This window comes from Mesorhizobium sp. G2-6-1 (assembly GCF_055809095.1).
The window spans coordinates 1-16,900 of sequence record NZ_JBVVTF010000001.1; the positions used below are offsets into that span (position 1 = coordinate 1).

A 16,900-nucleotide genomic window follows, 5' to 3' on the forward strand; every position below is an offset into this window, starting at 1 on the left:
TGCTGCGCGTAGGCATCGAGGGCCTCTTCGACCTTGCCGCGGGCGAATAGGCGCGACGCTTCGCGCGCCCATGCTTCACGCTGACGACGCACCCCGGTGAGTTCGGCAAAACCGATGCGCTCGACTATCGCGCGGAACGCGGCACCCGCCTGGATCGGCTGAAGCTGCATCGGGTCGCCGACCAGCACTGTCTTCGCGCCGGCGTCTTCAACAGCCCTGAGGACGCGCGCCAATTGTTCTGAGGACACCATGCCGGCCTCGTCGACAACCAGCACATCGCCATTTTGCAGTTTGTCGCGCCCGTCCGCCCAGGCCAGCTCCCAGGCAGCCAGCGTCCGCGATCTAATACCGGAACTGTCTTCCAGACTTTCCGCCGCCTTGCCGGCGAGAGCCGCACCGATAACGCGGCGGCCATCGGTTTCCCATGCAAGTCGCGCCGCATCGAGCAGGGTCGATTTACCCGCACCGGCCAGACCGACCACGGCAGCTATGCCGCTATCGCCGGTGACATGCCGGATCGCATCGACCTGTTCGATGTCTAGCTTGAACGGCTTTTCCGGATCACGCTTCTCCACCACGTGAATGGCTTCATCAACTATCTTAGACGACACCGAAAAGCCGGATCGGCCGGACAGTTCCCGCGCCGACTGCGCCATATCATATTCGGTGCGCAGCATCGCCCGCGTGGTGAACACCGCAACCTCGGCAACTTTTCCGGTATCCAGATCGATCTGCTGCGGCTTCAAAGTCACCAGATCGGACGATCCCATCAGCTGCGCCCGGATGTTGGCGAAGACGGTTGGATCGTCGACATAGCGATGCAGCGCCCTGGCGATTTCACGCTCGTCGAATGTCGAACGTTCACGGCTGAGCTGCTTCAACAAAAGGCCGGGTTCGTCAGCAAGGCGGTCGGCCATCTCCTGCCGTCGCGCCAACGCCCCCGGCGCGAAGTACATCTCCTTACCCTTTCGAGCGAGGGCTGCTTTCGCAGGACCAAGATGGCTTTGGGCGATGCCATCAAGTCCCTGTTCGGCATAGGAGCGCCCGTCGAGACGAATGTCATGACCGGCAAGCGCAAGATGCTTGTTAGCCGTCTCGGCCCAGGCAATCTTCCATGCTTTCATGGTGTCCTTGTCACCGGCCCAGAGCCGATAGACGATCTTGCCTTTCGGCCGATCGGGCGTCACGACACGCAGCGGCTCGCCATCATTGCCGAGAACCGCGACCTTCTTCTTGCCTAAACCGTCATCGGTCAGCGGCCGCAAGGCGGTCATCAGATGGATGTGCGGATTGCCTTCCTTATCGTGATAGACCCAGTCCGCGACCATTCCCTTTGACGTGAGGCTATCGCGCACGAATTCACGCACCAGGGCAATGTTCTCCACCTTCGACAGCTCTTCCGGCAACGCGAAGATCATCTCGCGTGCTAGCTGCGCATCCACCCTTTTCTCGAACGTGTCGACGGCATTCCACAAGACCTCGCTGGCGCCCGCAATCGTCCGGCCATCGATCATGGTGCGCAGCCAGGCCGGGGTCTGATCCGGCAACGCCAGCTCCTCATGTACCAGCTCCGCAGCACCTCCCTCATAACGGAAGCCGAGGCCAGTCTGCTCCTCCACCATTCTCGTACGATGACGATAGGCAGCGGCGGAAACGACGCTGCGTCCCGCTCCCCTGCTGATCACCTGTGCCCGTACGAACATGATCGCCATGCGATCCGAGACCCTTCTCCAAGCATGTCGCTTCAGCGACGTATATTACGCCCTCGAACAGATCGGACCGTAGGACCGATGCCGCTTCTCGGGATGCGCCCATTCGGGCGCAGACCTGAAACGAGCCTAATGGCTCGATGGAACCTAGCATCTTTTACTATGCGTTTCCATACTGTATAATCTCCCTATCGAAACAGTGCTACCGGAAGGAAAAGTAGACAATGCGTGCAAAATCGTCGATTTCCGAGATTGATGCCCAGATAGAGAAACTGCGCGAAAAGCGCCGTGGAATTCTGGCGAAGGCCAATGAACGCTTTGCCAAAGCAGCAGCCAAGGCGGGGTTGGCAGAACTCGAAATCCCGGACGACGAGCTCGACGCTGTCTTCGAGGAAATCGCCGCGCGATTTCGCGGCGAGGCCAAGCGGCCTTCAAGCGCATCTGCTCAAGCGTCTTGAGCAGCGCATTCTGGGCCTGGAGAGAAGGCGGCGGCAGACCATGACCGAGGACCGTAAAAAAGACGCGCGTGAGAAGATCACGCTTGGCGGGCTGATCGTAAAGGCCGGGCTGCGACAGGCTGACCGCGCCTTCCTGCTCGGCGTGCTGTTGGAGGCAGCCACCGTTCGGGTGGGGTCGGCCGAGCATCACCGCCTGAAGGCCAAAGGCGGCATGGCGTTCCAGCGCGACGGCATTCAGAGCGTCAAGCCAGCGGAAGCGGGATCGCCTGGCTCCGATAACACCGCGAAGACCACCGGCGACTGAGCGCCAGCGAAAGGATGCCGGACATGGCAGGCAAGACCAGACTGAAGCCGGCGCTGCTATGGGCGATCGTGCCGGCCGCGGTCACGGCGATGACGCTGGTAATCACATCGTACCGATGGCACGGAATGGCCGCGGGCTTCTCACCTGAGAATGCCTATTGGTTCTTGCGTTCTGCGCCCGTTCCCAATCTCCTATTCGGTCCGGTCGCTGGATTGATCACCGTGTTCGCCCTGCCAATGCACCGCCGCCGGCCGGTCGCGTTTGCTAGCCTGATCTGCTTTCTTGGTGTCGCCGGCTTCTACGCATTACGCGAATACGCGCGCCTCTCGCCATCGGTAGAGAGCGGCGCGGTGACCTGGGACGAGGTGTTGTCTTATCTCGATTTCTTCGCGGTCATCGCTGCGGCAGTCGGTTTCGTCATCGTAGCGGTTTCAGCACGGATCTCGGTCGTGGTTTCCGATCCGGTCAAGCGCGCGAAGCGGGGAACGTTCGGCGATGCCGATTGGCTCAACATGTCGGCGGCCGGAAAGCTGTTTCCGCCCGATGGCGAGATCGTCATCGGCGAGCGCTATCGCGTCGATAAGGAGACGATCCGTGATGTCCCTTTCGATCCGGCAGACCGGGAGGTATGGGGCAGCGGCGGGAGCGCGCCCCTGCTGACCTACAAGCAGGATTTCGATTCCACCCACATGCTGTTCTTCGCGGGGTCTGGCGGTTTCAAGACGACGAGCAATGTCGTCCCGACGGCGCTTCGATACACCGGTCCGTTGATCTGCCTCGACCCATCGACCGAGGTCGCGCCGATGGTGGTCGAGCACCGGACACAAACACTCGGGCGCGAGTGCATGGTGCTCGATCCGTCGAACCCCGTGACGGGCTTCAACGTCCTCGACTGGATCGAAACCTCGAAACACAAGGAAGAGGATATTGTCGCTGTTGCGCATATGCTGCTGTCGGAAAGCGCGCGGTTCGAATCTTCGACTGGCAGCTATTTCCAGAACCAGGCGCACAATCTTTTGACGGGATTGCTCGCCCACGTCGTGCTTTCCCCGGAATATGCCGGGCGGCGCAATCTGCGCAGCTTGCGCCAAATCGTGTCCGAGCCCGAGCCCTCGGTTCTCGCAATGCTGCGCGATATTCAAGAGACATCACAATCGGCTTTTATCCGCGAAACGCTCGGCGTCTTCACCAATATGACAGAGCAGACATTCTCCGGTGTCTATTCGACGGCTTCGAAGGATACGCAATGGCTGTCGCTTGACGACTACGCCGCTCTTGTCTGCGGTCGTTCGTTCAAATCGAGCGATATTGTTACGGGCGGAAAAGACGTGTTCCTCAACATCCCGGCGGCGATATTGCGCTCCTATCCGGGGATTGGGAGAGTGATCATCGGCTCATTGATCAATGCGATGACGCAGGCTGACGGCGCGTTCAAGCGCCGCGCCCTGTTCATGCTCGATGAGGTCGACCTGCTTGGTTATATGCGCGTGCTCGAGGAGGCGCGCGACCGCGGCCGTAAGTACGGCATCACGATGATGCTGATGTACCAGTCGGTCGGACAGCTCGAACGGCATTTCGGCAAGGATGGCGCGACATCGTGGATTGATGGATGCGCCTTTACCTCCTATGCCGCGATCAAGGCGTTGGAGACGGCGCGCAACGTCTCGGCGCAATGTGGAGAAATGACGGTCGAGGTCGAGGGCAAATCCCGCAATGTCGGCTGGAGCAATTCCAATAGCGGGTCGCGACGGTCGGAAAGCCTCAATCTGCAGCGGCGTCCCCTGATCATGCCGCATGAGATCACTCAACAGATGCGCAAGGATGAGCAGATCATCATCGTCCAGGGGCACGATCCGATCCGCTGCGGTCGGGCGATCTACTTCCGGAGAAAAGACATGGACGCCGAGGCCAGTCCAAACAGGTTCGTCAAGACTTCGGCCTAGCAGAAGGGCGGAAGCGGTCGAATGGATCTTCCGCGTTAGGGGAGCGAACCAGTCGAGGAAGAGATTATAGCCGATCGCAAAGACGAACATTCCAAGCGCGGACGAGAGGAAGAACCACCACGGCATGGGCGCAGCATTCGGATCGACGAAGACACCGAGCGATATCGGCAACATCACGATCCCGGCCAAAATCATGAAGCCGGTAAAGGCGCGGAATGCGCAGGCGATGAAATAGAGCAGATGCCATGTGCCGTAAAAGCCGGCACGGCCAATGGCCTCAAGAGCGTCGAACGGCAGTGCGATCCCGAAGCTGGCGAGGCGGTAGGCAAAATGACGCGATTTCGGCGAGGCGTCGGCAGTGCCAGCGATGCGGTTCTCGATCATTTCCCTGCTCCTTTGCCTACTCCTCGAACAGTTCGCGTAGCGTCCGCAATGCCTGCGCCAGCACCGCGTCGGGCACTTGACCAAGGCGCTTCACCAGCCGACGCTTGTCGAGCGCTCGCGATTGCTCCAGCAGAATCAGACCGTCAACCCCATCAAACGAGACTGGCACACGGAAGCCCGCGGGCCGGCTGCCAGATGTCATCGGCGCGACGATGACCGTGCGCAGATGATCGTGAATCTCCGGTGGAGAAATAATCAGGCAGGGCCGTGTCTTCTGAATCTCGCTGCCGACAGTTGGATCGAGCGCGGCAAGCCACACATCGCCGCGTTTCACCATGTCAGTTTGGCGTCTTCATCGTTGCCAAACTCGGGCCAGAACAACCCGCCATCACCCCCGGCGGCAAGCCGCTGCGCATCTTCTGCCCATCCTTTCCGCGCCGGCATCGGCACGCGCTCTATGACAATCCTGCCGTCTTCGAGGCGAAGATCTACACTATCACCAGCCTGCGCGCCCAACTCAGCAAGCAAGGGCTTGGGAAGGATAACGCCGGCTGAATTGCCAAATTTTTTGACTGCGCTCAACATCGCTACCTCCATCTATCTCTGTGGCAGCATATAGCAGATTAGCGCACTGGTTACAACATTGTAATCACAGCGCGGCCGATTGTTCGGGCTGTCCGCGCACTCCCATGGATGCAATCGGAAAGAAAGATACGTCATGACCTATCAACGGCGCGACCCGAACCTACCATTACGATTCAGGAAAATCGTTGGACGGGACTTCCAGAGAAAGCGAAAATCAGGGCATGGCCGACAGCGCCTGAGACCAGCTGGAGCGATCGAATTCTGCCGCTACCTTCCAGGCGATGGCCATATTGTCCCCGTGTGCCGGCAACACAGAAGATGCACCCAGCGGCAAGGCAGTGTGTTCCATAAGGCTCCGGCCGTCTCTTCGGCGCTATTTGAGAGCGCGTTCCGGCCTCCGCCTGCTCACCCCGCCGGGGCTCGACCCTTTGGGTTGGAAAAGGAGTACCCGTCCAAACTCGTAACCGCTGTCCGACACATCATCATCAAAGGCATGAATCGTTTATCGCCAAACGATTCATATTACTCGTTGGACGAAACAGCGCGACACCCCGAAACTGCCAACATGGACACACTGCATCTTCGCCGCATCGATCTGGCCCGTAACATGGCGCGGTTTTACGTGCTGTCCATTCAGCCGACATTGTTCGGCGGCGCGTCATTGATGCGTAATTGGGGCCGGATCGGCACGAACGGCCAGGCCATGATGCAGACGTTCGACGAAAACGTGGACGCCGACGAAGCGTTCAATCGGCTGGAGCGCAGCAAACGCAAGCGTGGGTACAGGTCTCCGTAGAGGAGAATGCGTTGAATTCCGCAGTTTTCCGGAGATTTTTACGACCGCAAGCATCTTTTATGCTTTCCGATGCGCAGCGTTGTGTGTCAAAGGCAAAGTGCCAATGACAGAAGAGGGGAGTTCCATTCCATGACGACAACAAATGAAATCGCCGACAAGATCGCCAACAGCAACAGCCTAACCAAGTCGCAGGCCAAAGCCATCGTCGACGGCGTGTTCAAGGCAATCGCCGATGCGGCAGCCGGCGGCGCAGAAACCAGCCTGCCGGGATTTGGCAAGTTCAAAGTGAAGGAAACGCCGGCACGCATGGGCCGCAATCCATCGACCGGTGCGACCATCAACATCGCCGCTTCGAAGAAGCTGACCTTCACGCCGGCGAAAGCCATCAAGGATGCACTCAACGGCTGATCCGCTACCGCCGATCGCGCCGAGGCCACAAGCCTTCGGCGCTGCAGGATCGGTGGGTCATGTGAGCAGCCGGTCGTCCCTACCGGAGAAAATTGAAGGCCCCGCCTTGCGGCGAGGCCTTCTAACTGGTGCCCTCAGTCCCGGTTCGGCCGGGACCAGATCAGCTGGAGACCTTCCTCGCCTTCCACCTCGATCAGGGTGGCGTAGATGGGAGCCGAGAAGCTCGGATCGTCCAGCTTGACCGACAGGTAATCGCGGCCCTCGTTGGAGGTTTTCTGCCAGGCCGCTCCCAGCTCGACATTAGCTGAGTAGATGCGGAAGTGCGGTCCCTTGTCGGAGGGGGTGTCGACGCGAACCAGCTTGGCCTTGACGTTGAGGTTGAGGGTCTTGATGGCGCCGGTGAAGCCGTTGCCGGTGGAGGTGAAGGTGCCGATGGTAGCCATTGTCTCATTCCCTTGGTTTTCTCGGGCCGCGCCTACCGCGACCTCGATGGCGGTCGACAGGCCGGAGGCGATCGACCCGCACCCTGGGGCCGGAATGCAATGAAGGGCGGCCGGGAGCGGCTTTCTTGTTTCGCGAGGAATGGTGGCGCAGCCGCCAGGGGAAGAAAGCCGTGCAGGCCGTTGCGGGTGTTAGAGCGAGGCTGCGCGCAGCGAAGTCGGCCTTCGGTCAGACCAGCCACATCGAGGACGCAGGTGGGTGTGCCCGTTGCAGAAATATCCGGGATGAAGACAGGTGTTTGCCTCGGCAACTCACACCAGGCAACGATAGCAGCGTCCGTGACGTTTACACCAATTCACGACAAGGTCGTAGTACCAGGGCGACATGCCAACCGGATCGAAAAGCGCACCCAGTGACTGCCATCTCCGGTTGAGTGCTGCTCGGAAGCCTCGTGGAAATCGACAGCGTACGCATGCACCACCATGTCATGCGACACCGCCCAGTCTCTCGTCACCTGATGGCCAAACATTGCCGTGGATGCCACAGCGCAAGCGATCTGGCCGCGCCGGCCCGAAGTAGCGTCCAGTTGATGCCCGCACTATGGGAGAAGTCCAGGTCTCACGTCATCCCGTTCGCGCTTGTCGATAGCCGGCAATGATGATTAGCTGGGCGTGGGGATAGAGGAGCACACATGAAAATGTTCGTTTCAACATTCGCCATTGCCATGATGGCGCTGACCGCTGCTGCTGTTGCCCATGGTGGCGGCTGCCGGAAAAGTTCGCCGCCAGGACAATGCTGCCATATGGACAACAGCACCGGCTCGGTTCACTGCCATTGAGGATCGCTGCTCTACTCGCTGCCACCGTCGCTCTTGTGACAATGGCTTCGGCTAACGAACAGCTTGTCGGCCGTGCCAGCGTTATCGACGGTGACACGATCGAAATCCACGGCGAACGTGTTCGCTTCAATGGTATCGATGCACCGGAAAGCCAGCAGCTTTGCAAAGACGCGCAAGACCGTGACTACCGGTGCGGCCAGGTCGCCGCCAACGCACTCAATGAATTCCTCGCGCAAGCACGGCCAACCCGATGCGATTTCGTCGGTTGGGACCAGTATGACCGTTTTGTTGGCGACTGTTATCGATCAGATGGCGCCAGTGTCCAGAAATGGCTTGTTCGTAACGGACAGGCGATGGACTGGCCGCGATATTCACATGGCGCCTTTGCAAGCCAACAAGCAGCAGCACACTCAAAGCCGCTGACGCATCTACCATATGCCTGGTCAAAAATATTACGCAAAGACCCGGATTGCCGACGACAAGGGCGAGCGCTGGTTCTGTACAGAGGATGAGGCACGCAAGGCAGGCTGGCGAAAGTCGACGATCTGACGCTTGTCGGGTGGAGTGCTGATGACTACCTCAGTGTGGAGTGCAAGACCGTCCTGAAGGAGACAAGCATTGTACAATCATATTCTCATCGCCACTGACGGTTCGGACCTGGCGCAGAGAGGCGTTGATCAGGGCTTATCATTGGCACAGGCACTAGGCAGCAGGGTGACGATCATTACTGCCACCGAGCTTTTTCCGATACAGGGGGCAATGAGCTCCGGGTGGGTCGGAAGCCCCGTAGACTACGAGCGCTACGACGAGGGCCAGAAGCAGTTTGCAAATGGCATTCTGTCTGCCGTCATGGCGGAGGCGGGCAAGCTGGGGATCAGCGCCAACACCCTTCACATTCCAAACGAACATCCAGCCACGGCAATTTTGGAGGCGGCTGCAAGTTCCGATTGCGATCTGATCGTCATGGCCTCCCATGGTCGGCGCGGTATCCGCAAAATGGTTCTGGGCAGCCAGACGACGGAAGTCCTTGCCCATAGCCACACCCCGGTTCTCGTAGTGCATTGACGGCAGTCCGCCGACGAACAATTTCATTGTTCTCATGGTCGTGGTGCGCCGGCGCGAGATTCGCTCCGCGGTCGTCGTCGCCACGATCATTACCTGAGTTACAAATCTGGTTGGACCGTGGTCAATCCGGCATTCGTGTCTGGATTCGGAGGAAGAGGACTGGCGCCCTCTCCTTCGATGCACTTGCTTGAAGCGTCAGGCGGCCTTGCGCACCGTATCGGGGTGCGGCTGCAGCTCATGTAAATACGTCACGGCGCGCTGCGCATGGGCGGCAGCGGAAAAAATCGCCCGCTTGTCGTTGGAGAGAACGCTCATCCAGCTGGCGACATAGGCCGCATGATCTGGCCGCGGTTCCAGCTCCGGCACAATATCGAGATCGGCGCACAACATTGCCGAGCCGATTTCGGCCACGTATCCTGACAGTCAACTGGTCTGGGCAGATCGCATCCATCCTTATGTCGCGCGCGACCGCTACTGGGAATTCTGATCCAATAGCAAAACGCGACCATCCCAGTTGGCGTCCTCGGCGAATCCAGGTCTGGCAAGGAACCATTCTTGCCGAGAAATTTCGGAAAGCAAATCGCGCGGTGCATTCGCATCCGGCCGGGTTTGCGCGATGGTTATAAGGGAAATGGGCCGATCGAAATGCTCTTCGACCACCGAACCGATCCAGACTTTGGGCATACTCACCCCTGATAGTTGGAGATCACTTGCCCATAGCCGCAGCACGAAGCGCGAAGCCGCTGGCGCCTTGTCATCTGCCAGCACAGCGGTCAGGCTCGGCAGTCTGCCACTCGCGAGATGCGGTATCACCGGCAATTCGGCCGGGGCGACTTTCGACGTAAGCCAGCCGAGCGCGTTGGTGAGGATCCAAGGCGCGGATGTGCGCCACCCTTCCTTCTCCAACGCCTGCTGGATTGCTGGCAGACTGCCGGCCCATTGGACCGTCATTGGCTCCTCGAGCTCGCCAAACATATCGATGCGGTAGGGTGGAAGTTGTTGCCAACCCTTGGCACGCCACTCGTCCGTCGTCATGGTCTGCACGACCGGCGTGAAGGCATAACGCTCGGTGTCCAGCGCATGATGTCGATAGACATTGATCCCACCGGCGAGGCCAAGCGCCGTGATGCCGACAATCGCAAGTCCAATCGCCCCGTAAGTCTCGGCCGGCTTGCGGAGGTAGGTGAAAGCGAGCACGGCGATCCACGCAGTCCCGAATGCCAACCCTCCGGTCACATCAGAGAACCAGTGAGCTCCCAGATAGAGGCGCGAAAAAGCAATCAGCAACGCGATGAACGTGGCCGCGAAAACGACAGGAATACGCCATATGGGGCGTACTCCGATCGCGATCAGGAAGGCGAGGAAGCCGTAAAGCACGGTGTTGGCCGTGCTGTGGCCGCTCGGGAACGAGAATGCGCTCGCGCCGCTGTAGAACAACTCCGCAGGTCGCGCCCGATGAAGCGCGAGTTTGATTGCGGTATTGATCGCGGTCGCTCCAGTTATCGCAAGTAGCCAATAGCCTGCCGTCCGCCAGGTGCGCCTCCAAGCCAACCACACCAGAATCGCGATTGTCATCGATGCGACGACGAAGGTGTCGCCTAGTTCCGTGAATGCGATCATCACGGCATCGCCGGGTGCGGTCCGCAGATCCTGAAGAGCGTTATAAATTGCGGTATCGGCCCTGACCAACGGATCTCCGCTGACGACATCCTCCAAAATGCCGAAAAAGAGCCAGGCGGAGCCGATCAGCACCACAGCCAGAAGTACAAGGGCTCGCGTGTCTGGACGTGAGGGATCGAGCAAGCCAAGAATGGCACGGCTCCACCGAGCATCATGTGCACTGGCCCAGATGTGTAACCTCTGCGTGGCGGTCGACATGAGCGGAATGCCATGGCGCAACGCCAGCCGAACGACATGAATTGCCGCCCAAATGATCACGATCAAGAGGATCACAAGAATGGCAAGCGGCTCGGCCGCCGATCCGAATTGCTTGAACGCGCTCCCGACCAGCACCGCGGGAAGAATGTGTGATGGCGCCCAGACGAGCGCGGAGAGGATGTTGGCCGCGTAAAAGCGCGAAACGCGCATGCCAAGCACGCCTGCGATCAAGGGGATGAAGGCGCGCACTCCGGGCACAAAGCGGGCGATGAACACGCTCTTGTCGCCGTGACGGTCAAAGAAGGCTTCGCTCTTCGCGACAAGATCCGGGTGACGATTGATTGGCCAGTTCTCGAGAACATTCCGGTTGTAGCGATGACCGATCCAGAATGAGAGCCCGTCGCCGAGAATGGCACCGGCGACCGCTGCTCCGAGCAACGGCCAAAGGGTCAAGACACCGGTGGGAACGAGCGCACTGAGGGCGAGAATGACTGCAGTGCCCGGCACGACCGCCCCGATCACCGGCACGGATTCAGACAGTGCCAGCAGCAGAACGGCCGCGTAGGCGAAATGCGGATGCGCTGCGATAAAATCGGTAATGGCGGAAAAGAACGAGGCCAACATTTGGGATCGCCTTTACAAGATCCTTGTGACCAACCGGTCCAGTCGGGTACCTTCCCAATAGAGGGCGCGGACCGCAATTGCGGCGAGAATGCCGGTCAATGCTCCCCCAAGCACATCGCTGACATAGTGCGTGCCGATATAGACCCGGGAGACGGTCACAAGCAGGGCGGCGGCCAGAAACCAGAAACCGACGCGGCGCATGCCGTGCAGCAGAAAGGTGGCAGCGATGGCGAAGGTCGCGGTTGCATGATCGGACGGGAAGGATGGGTCGGCGCTCGGCGCAATCAGCAGATGGCTGACTCCCGCGTCATAGGGCCGGATGCGATGAACCAGCAAAAGGATCACCTGATTGATGGCGAGACCGAAGAGAAACGAGAGCCCGCTCGCGACGAGCACATGGCGGGTGTGGACCCTGTCGCCCTTACGCCACCACTGCCCGGCGACGACCAGAACCAGTAGCGGTACGCCGATGGCGGAAACCCAGATCATCAGAAGGTCGCTTGCAGGGTTGGCTCCCGCAAGGCTGTTTATGGCATGTGTGAGGAAAGCATCGAGGTCGTACATCGGAAGTCCTATGTTCGGGTTTTGAGATCAGCGCGTAGCAGCCGCTCCGTTTTGTGTTGACGCTCCCATGTCAGGCGCTCGTCTGTGTTGAAAGGCGGGCGTGAACAACGACTAGACCCACCAGGGTCAGTGCCGCGAACACCGCGCCGGCGAGGAAGGTCCCCGCGGTCCAGACATATCCCAGAGGGCTCCCGCAATAATGCTGGCAAGGAGCAGGGCCACGCCCGTGACCAAATTGAACATGCCGAAGGCCGTGCCGCGCAGTTCCGCCGGCGCGGTGTCCGAGATCAGTTTGGCAAACAGCCCTTGGGTGAAGCCCATATGCAGGCCCCAGAGCACGACGCCTAATCCGGCGCCCAAAATGTTACGTGCGAACGCCAGAGTGAGATCGGCGCAGACGAGCAGTGACAGGCCGATAAGAAGAATGGTGATCCGATCCACCTTGTCGGAAAGGATGCCGGCCGGATAGGCAGAAAGCGAATAGGCGAGGCTCATCAGCACGAGCGCGAGCGGAACAAGCGCTATTGGCAGGCCGATCGACTGGGCCTTCAGAATGAGGAAAGCCTCACTGAAGCGGGCGAGCGTAAATACCGCGGCGACGGCCACGACCGACCAGAAGTGTTTACCGAGACGGCCCAACTCATCCCGGTGGAACGGCATGCGAACGTGGCGAAGTTCTCGTGGCCGCTCCGGTTCCTTAACCACAAACAGCAGTACACCGACCGACAGGAAGGCGGGAACGACTGCAATCCAGAACACCGCCTGAAAATGGTCGGCCGTCAGCCACATCAGACCGATCGCCAGGAGCGGACCGATGAATGCGCCGACGGTGTCGAGCGACTGGCGCAGGCCGAAGCTCGCACCGCGCAGTTCAGGGGGAGCGATGTCGGCGACAAGGGCGTCCCGTGGCGCACCTCGAATTCCTTTGCCGACGCGGTCGACAAATCGTGCCGCGATCAACCAGTCGAGACTGGTGGCGAGCGGGAAGATAGGTTTGGTGACGGCGGCGAGGCCATAGCCGAGCGCCGCGAGAAATTTGCGTCTGCCCAGCCAGTCGCTTAGGGCCCCGGAAAACACCTTGGTGATCGACGCCGTCGCCTCGGCAATACCTTCGATGACACCGACAGCGAAGGCCGACGTGCCCAGCACCGAGACCATGTACACCGGCAGGAGCGCATGGATCATCTCGGAGGAGATGTCCATCAGCATCGAGACGAAACCGAGCGCCCATATTCCGGCTGGAATACCGCGATATGTCGCCGGCACCTTTGTTATTGCTGTTCCATCCTGACTGGCCATTTTACCGGTTCTCGTCGTGAGCGTCGAAAACCCGTTGGGCGTAGCTGTCGAGGAGTTCCTCGCAGTCGCGCAGGCGTGCTTCGGCTTCTTCGCGGAGCGGAGCGCCGTAGAAGTCGAGCTTGCGGATCTTTTCCAGCCAGCCCTGCAGCTTCTTCAGGTCGGTGTCTTCTTCTTCGAGCTCGGCATAGGTGAATTTGTTGATCGCAATCTCCTTCGCGATCTCCTTCTCGAAATCCGCACAACGACCCAGAAACTCGCGATACTGCTCGTCGCGGTCCGCCGTAAACCGGCTGACAACTTTGTCTTCCTGGGAACGGTCGAGCGCCACGGTCTCGAGGATCACCGATTCACCGCCCATCTCGGAGACGTCGTTCTCCAACATCTTCAGCCGGCGGATGTGATCGTCGGTCTTCGGCAGAAGACAAACTCCGTTTTGCAGATAGACGGCGCCTAAGCCCTTGAGGCGGCGCCAAAGCGCGATGCGCTTGGCGGCGGGTTCGGACGGGACCTTGTAGGTCATGAGGAGCCAGGACGATGAGGTCATCGTTCATTGATAATGTAACGACTGTTCCAAATCAATAGAACAGGAAATGACCGCAAGTTGGTGGCCCGCTGTCATTGGCTCAGGCGTTAGGTGTGCCAAACTCGCCGTCGTCGCGGCATTACATTGCTCATGCGGCCATCTCCTCCGCGCCCTGAGGCTGCTGAGCATGCATCCAGTCGGCCGCCTGTTGCGCTTTGCTGGCGGCCGTGAAGATGGCTTTGGAATCGTCCTTCAGGACCTTGAGCCACGAGGCAACATAAGCGGCATGATCCGGGCGCGGATAGTGGGCGACGCCCAGATCAGCCAGGACAAACCCGCTGAGAATCTCCACGCAGCATTCTTCAGCGGCATAGGACGCTGAGCCAAAGCGACCGGAAAGATCGCGGTCGAGCCTGTGTTTTGCACCACTGGCATGGCCGGTCTCGTGCAGCCACACACCGTAGAATGACGCGGCGTCGGGGAATGAAGTGAACGTCGGCATGAACACCGTGTCGGTCGACGGGCGGTAATAGGCTTGCGACCCGCCGTACTCCGTCTTGACGCCCAGGTTCGCGATGAATGCTTCCGCATGGGCGAGGCGTTCGGCCTCGGGCAGCACAGGAGTCGCCGGGCGCTCGTACCCGTCCACCTGCGCGATGTTGAAGACGGAAAATGCGCGGGCGAACATCCGCCGATGCTCGTCATCATCATCTTGATTGTCGGCCTGCCGGGAAACCTTGATCTCCCTCCACAAGACGACTGTGGTGGAGCGTTCTCCTTCACGCACCTGCGCGCCGGCATCCTGCCATTGCTTGTAAGTGCCCCAGAGGCCGTCGCCATATCCGGCGGCAAAGCCCGCGGCCCAGAGCACCAACGTGTTTATGCCGCGATAGCGCTTACCGGACGACACGTTGGTTGCACGCGCGATGCTGGTCCCGTTGTGGAACCAAGGCGCACGCCACTCACCGGCGCCCTGCTCGATGGCGGCGATGATCTCGGCCGTGACGCGGGAATAGACGTCGGCGCGCTGGACAGATGCAGAGGTGTTGGACATGGAAGAATCTCCGCGGCCGGCGGCGCGAGCCTCTCTCGCCCCTTCAACCGACCGCCCGACTCCGGCGGTCCTCTTCCTCTCCCGCCGCCCGTTCGGACGGCTGTTCCTGATTTTTTGTTTTGTCATGATCATTGCTCCTTCTCCGCCGGGCCTGTCCCGGCGTCGGAGCAGCGGATTGCGATGCCTCAGGCGCGGCCGCGCACTCGTAGAGCCGAAGCGTAAGCGGAGGACGGCGATCAGCCGTTGCGAGGATGCGCCGGGCATCGCGCGCTCCGACCACGCCGGGCTGGCCACCGGCGCAGGAGCACACCAGGCTCCGCTCAGGAGCCGGGCACGGATGGGTCCTTGTCTATGCTGTTGAGGATCGCCCTCGCTCGCTCAAGGTCCTGCTGAAGGATGCTTCGTTGAAGCTGGGACATAGGCATCGTTCCGTGCCGCGATCTGCGCCCGCCGGCCAGCGTACCCCTGCCTCCAGGCCGAGCGATGCGTGAAGGGCGCTTCCGCGATTAGTCCTTCCTGCACACCCCAGCGATATAGCCGATCGAGGCAGGCGACGGCGCGATTCCAGGAAGCAGCAGAGATGCGTTGTCCGGCGTCGGCGAGGCGGCGGATGCGGTGATAGGCAAGAACATCATGCCGGTCGGCTTGCCATATCGTCTTCGCGCAGGCTTCCGAAAGAAAACGAGCCCAGACAAGAACGTCGTAGCCATAGGCACGAAGGGAATGGCGGGAGCGAACGCCGTTGAAAGGAAGGTCGCGGAAAAAGCGATCCAGATCAGGATCGTATAGCGCCCCGTCCCGGAGGATCATCGGGACATGGGCGTCAGGGCCGTCCGCTGATCTGCGCTCCTGAATGGTGATGCTTGAAGCTGCGATTACACTGTCCACAAGTTGTTCAACCTTCCCCCAGACCCCCATCCGGGGAGCCAGCTTTAACGAAGGAGTTCAACTTGCCCGGCGCTATCCAGGCCGGCCTCCGCCAGCTATGTGGGAGCGCTGCGGCCGGCCTGGATAACGCCTCCGTCAGTCCTGTTGCATCGACGTCAGCAGGACACTGGGAGTCGGTGCAGACTGTCAAGATAAGGCGACGAGTTCCTCCCTCCCTCTTTCGCTGCGATCCTTCCCATAACGGCTGAGATCGCGCCCAACCCTTCGAGAATCTGCTGTCCAGTGCACCGTTTCATGGCTGAGCACGGCAACGTACGATTCCGCGTCGCGAAAGCTCTCGAATGGCGGCATCTGGATGTGGTCGGAGGACGGCGAATAGAACGCCTTCGATCCGCCGTGGCGAATAACAGCGCCGGTGTTGGCGAAAAAGCGATCGGCATGCTCGATCCGCTCGACTGGATCGATAATTGCGACAGGACGTTGATAATAATGCTCTGGCAGGCCTTCAATCTGATCGACATTGAATACGGTATAGGTCTTGAGAAAGGGGATATCGCGATCGACCTCGCCTCCTTGGCCGTCGTTTTCTGTTTTGGTGAAGCGGCTGGCATAGACGACGAGGTTGCCGCTCTCGCCCTTGCAGACATGGCCGCCAAGTTCGCTCGACTGCTTGAAAGTCATCCATATAGATGATTCAAAACCGCGCTCGACCGCCTCCGACCACAAAAGAAGAACATTTATGCCGGAATATGGCTCGCCATTGTGTCTGAGAGGCCGGGTGATGCGCCCGCTCGTATTTGCCACGCTCCATGACAGCATCCAGGGTCGCACGCCCTTTTCCAGATCGGCGACAATCCTATCGGTGATTTTCGCGTAAATATCGACACGCGGGCCGTTTTCTCTCTTTGCCATTTTTAAAAAAACCTCCATTCTGGAGGCCGCGCCGATCGCGGCCCCGTCACAGGGGTCCGGACGGCGGAGTAATCGGGGAGGCGGCGCACCCGAAGGGCCGGAACGAATGTGGAGGACGGCAAAGCCGTTGCGCTGGATACCGGCTCCGCCAGGACCTCCAACCGGGACGGGGCCGCGATGGCGGCCACAATTGCTCTTGATTTCCTAGAAGAGATGCGGCGACTTGC

The 16,900-nt window shown here is 60.0% G+C and carries 16 protein-coding genes and 5 pseudogenes; 9 read left to right on the top strand and 12 right to left on the bottom strand.

The features are described from left to right. The coding region (gene traA / locus AC0L7S_RS19460; protein ID WP_473474390.1) for a Ti-type conjugative transfer relaxase TraA at positions 1-1,712 on the bottom strand (1,712 nt) is incomplete at its 3' end. A gap of 221 nt (positions 1,713-1,933) precedes the next feature. Here traA and AC0L7S_RS19465 point away from each other — a divergent pair. From AC0L7S_RS19465 to traG, 3 genes are read left to right on the top strand one after another with little or no spacing between them, the layout of a single operon-like run. Continuing rightward, complete coding sequence (locus AC0L7S_RS19465) at positions 1,934-2,167, top strand: TraC family protein (protein WP_473474391.1); 234 nt, start codon at positions 1,934-1,936, stop codon at positions 2,165-2,167. Positions 2,168-2,207: 40 nt separating this feature from the next. Beyond that, positions 2,208-2,471, top strand: coding sequence for a conjugal transfer protein TraD (locus AC0L7S_RS19470; RefSeq protein WP_473474392.1), 264 nt, complete (start codon positions 2,208-2,210; stop codon positions 2,469-2,471). A 23-nt stretch (positions 2,472-2,494) separates the two neighbouring features. Further along, the gene (gene traG, locus AC0L7S_RS19475) at positions 2,495-4,414 is read left to right on the top strand and encodes a Ti-type conjugative transfer system protein TraG (protein ID WP_473474393.1); all 1,920 of its coding nucleotides are present in this window, start codon (positions 2,495-2,497) and stop codon (positions 4,412-4,414) included. A 400-nt stretch (positions 4,415-4,814) separates the two neighbouring features. Here traG and AC0L7S_RS19480 read toward each other — a convergent pair whose 3' ends face one another. Both AC0L7S_RS19480 and AC0L7S_RS19485 read right to left on the bottom strand, forming a co-directional pair. Continuing rightward, positions 4,815-5,135, bottom strand: coding sequence for a type II toxin-antitoxin system PemK/MazF family toxin (locus AC0L7S_RS19480; RefSeq protein ID WP_473474394.1), 321 nt, complete (start codon positions 5,133-5,135; stop codon positions 4,815-4,817). Then, positions 5,129-5,383 carry an AbrB/MazE/SpoVT family DNA-binding domain-containing protein gene (locus tag AC0L7S_RS19485; RefSeq protein WP_473474395.1) on the bottom strand — a complete coding sequence of 85 codons (255 nt, stop codon included), beginning with the start codon at positions 5,381-5,383 and terminating at the stop codon, positions 5,129-5,131. The genes AC0L7S_RS19480 and AC0L7S_RS19485 overlap by 7 nt, the downstream gene beginning before the upstream one ends. 565 nt (positions 5,384-5,948) lie before the next feature. On the opposite strand from AC0L7S_RS19485, the gene AC0L7S_RS19490 reads away from it, so the two are divergent. Together AC0L7S_RS19490 and AC0L7S_RS19495 are read left to right on the top strand one after the other, a co-directional pair. Then, positions 5,949-6,179 (top strand): WGR domain-containing protein, encoded by a 231-nt coding sequence (locus AC0L7S_RS19490; RefSeq protein ID WP_473474396.1) that lies wholly within the window; start codon positions 5,949-5,951, stop codon positions 6,177-6,179. Between the two features lie 129 nt (positions 6,180-6,308). Continuing rightward, complete coding sequence (locus tag AC0L7S_RS19495) at positions 6,309-6,587, top strand: HU family DNA-binding protein (protein ID WP_473474397.1); 279 nt, start codon at positions 6,309-6,311, stop codon at positions 6,585-6,587. Between the two features lie 134 nt (positions 6,588-6,721). On the opposite strand, the gene AC0L7S_RS19500 is transcribed toward AC0L7S_RS19495, so the two are convergent. After that, a complete protein-coding gene (locus AC0L7S_RS19500; RefSeq protein ID WP_473474398.1) occupies positions 6,722-7,030 on the bottom strand; it encodes a DUF736 domain-containing protein in 309 nt (102 codons plus the stop codon). 689 nt (positions 7,031-7,719) lie between these two features. Between AC0L7S_RS19500 and AC0L7S_RS19505 the strand changes: the two genes are divergently transcribed. The 4 genes and pseudogenes from AC0L7S_RS19505 (at position 7,720) to AC0L7S_RS19520 (ending at position 8,931) form a co-directional block, all read left to right on the top strand. Next, complete coding sequence (locus tag AC0L7S_RS19505) at positions 7,720-7,866, top strand: hypothetical protein (protein WP_473474399.1); 147 nt, start codon at positions 7,720-7,722, stop codon at positions 7,864-7,866. 41 nt (positions 7,867-7,907) lie between these two features. Next, positions 7,908-8,183 (top strand): annotated as a pseudogene (locus AC0L7S_RS19510) (thermonuclease family protein); the annotation flags it as partial. A gap of 118 nt (positions 8,184-8,301) precedes the next feature. Next, on the top strand, positions 8,302-8,415 hold the full coding sequence (locus tag AC0L7S_RS19515; RefSeq protein ID WP_473474400.1) for a sunset domain-containing protein: 114 nt from the start codon (positions 8,302-8,304) through the stop codon (positions 8,413-8,415). A 69-nt stretch (positions 8,416-8,484) separates the two neighbouring features. Next, positions 8,485-8,931 carry a universal stress protein gene (locus tag AC0L7S_RS19520; protein WP_473474401.1) on the top strand — a complete coding sequence of 149 codons (447 nt, stop codon included), beginning with the start codon at positions 8,485-8,487 and terminating at the stop codon, positions 8,929-8,931. A 195-nt stretch (positions 8,932-9,126) separates the two neighbouring features. Here the strand turns inward: AC0L7S_RS19520 and AC0L7S_RS19525 are convergent. From AC0L7S_RS19525 to AC0L7S_RS19560, 8 genes and pseudogenes are all read right to left on the bottom strand, one after another. Next, a pseudogene (locus AC0L7S_RS19525) lies at positions 9,127-9,342 on the bottom strand (zincin-like metallopeptidase domain-containing protein); the annotation flags it as partial. 60 nt (positions 9,343-9,402) lie between these two features. Next, positions 9,403-11,433: a bifunctional DedA family/phosphatase PAP2 family protein gene (locus AC0L7S_RS19530; protein WP_473474402.1), complete on the bottom strand. Its 2,031-nt coding sequence runs from the start codon at positions 11,431-11,433 to the stop codon at positions 9,403-9,405. A 12-nt stretch (positions 11,434-11,445) separates the two neighbouring features. After that, positions 11,446-11,997 carry a phosphatase PAP2 family protein gene (locus AC0L7S_RS19535; protein WP_473474403.1) on the bottom strand — a complete coding sequence of 184 codons (552 nt, stop codon included), beginning with the start codon at positions 11,995-11,997 and terminating at the stop codon, positions 11,446-11,448. Positions 11,998-12,067: 70 nt separating this feature from the next. Beyond that, positions 12,068-13,296: pseudogene (locus AC0L7S_RS19540) on the bottom strand (MFS transporter). A gap of 1 nt (position 13,297) precedes the next feature. Beyond that, entirely contained in the window at positions 13,298-13,840 is a 543-nt protein-coding gene (locus tag AC0L7S_RS19545; RefSeq protein WP_473474404.1) for a Chromate resistance protein ChrB, read from the bottom strand. Between the two features lie 127 nt (positions 13,841-13,967). Next, positions 13,968-14,873, bottom strand: coding sequence for an ArdC family protein (locus AC0L7S_RS19550; protein WP_473474405.1), 906 nt, complete (start codon positions 14,871-14,873; stop codon positions 13,968-13,970). 417 nt (positions 14,874-15,290) lie between these two features. Continuing rightward, positions 15,291-15,791 (bottom strand): annotated as a pseudogene (locus AC0L7S_RS19555) (site-specific integrase); the annotation flags it as partial. A gap of 165 nt (positions 15,792-15,956) precedes the next feature. After that, positions 15,957-16,673 (bottom strand): annotated as a pseudogene (locus AC0L7S_RS19560) (ArdC family protein); the annotation flags it as partial. Between the last annotated feature and the right edge of the window lie 227 nt (positions 16,674-16,900).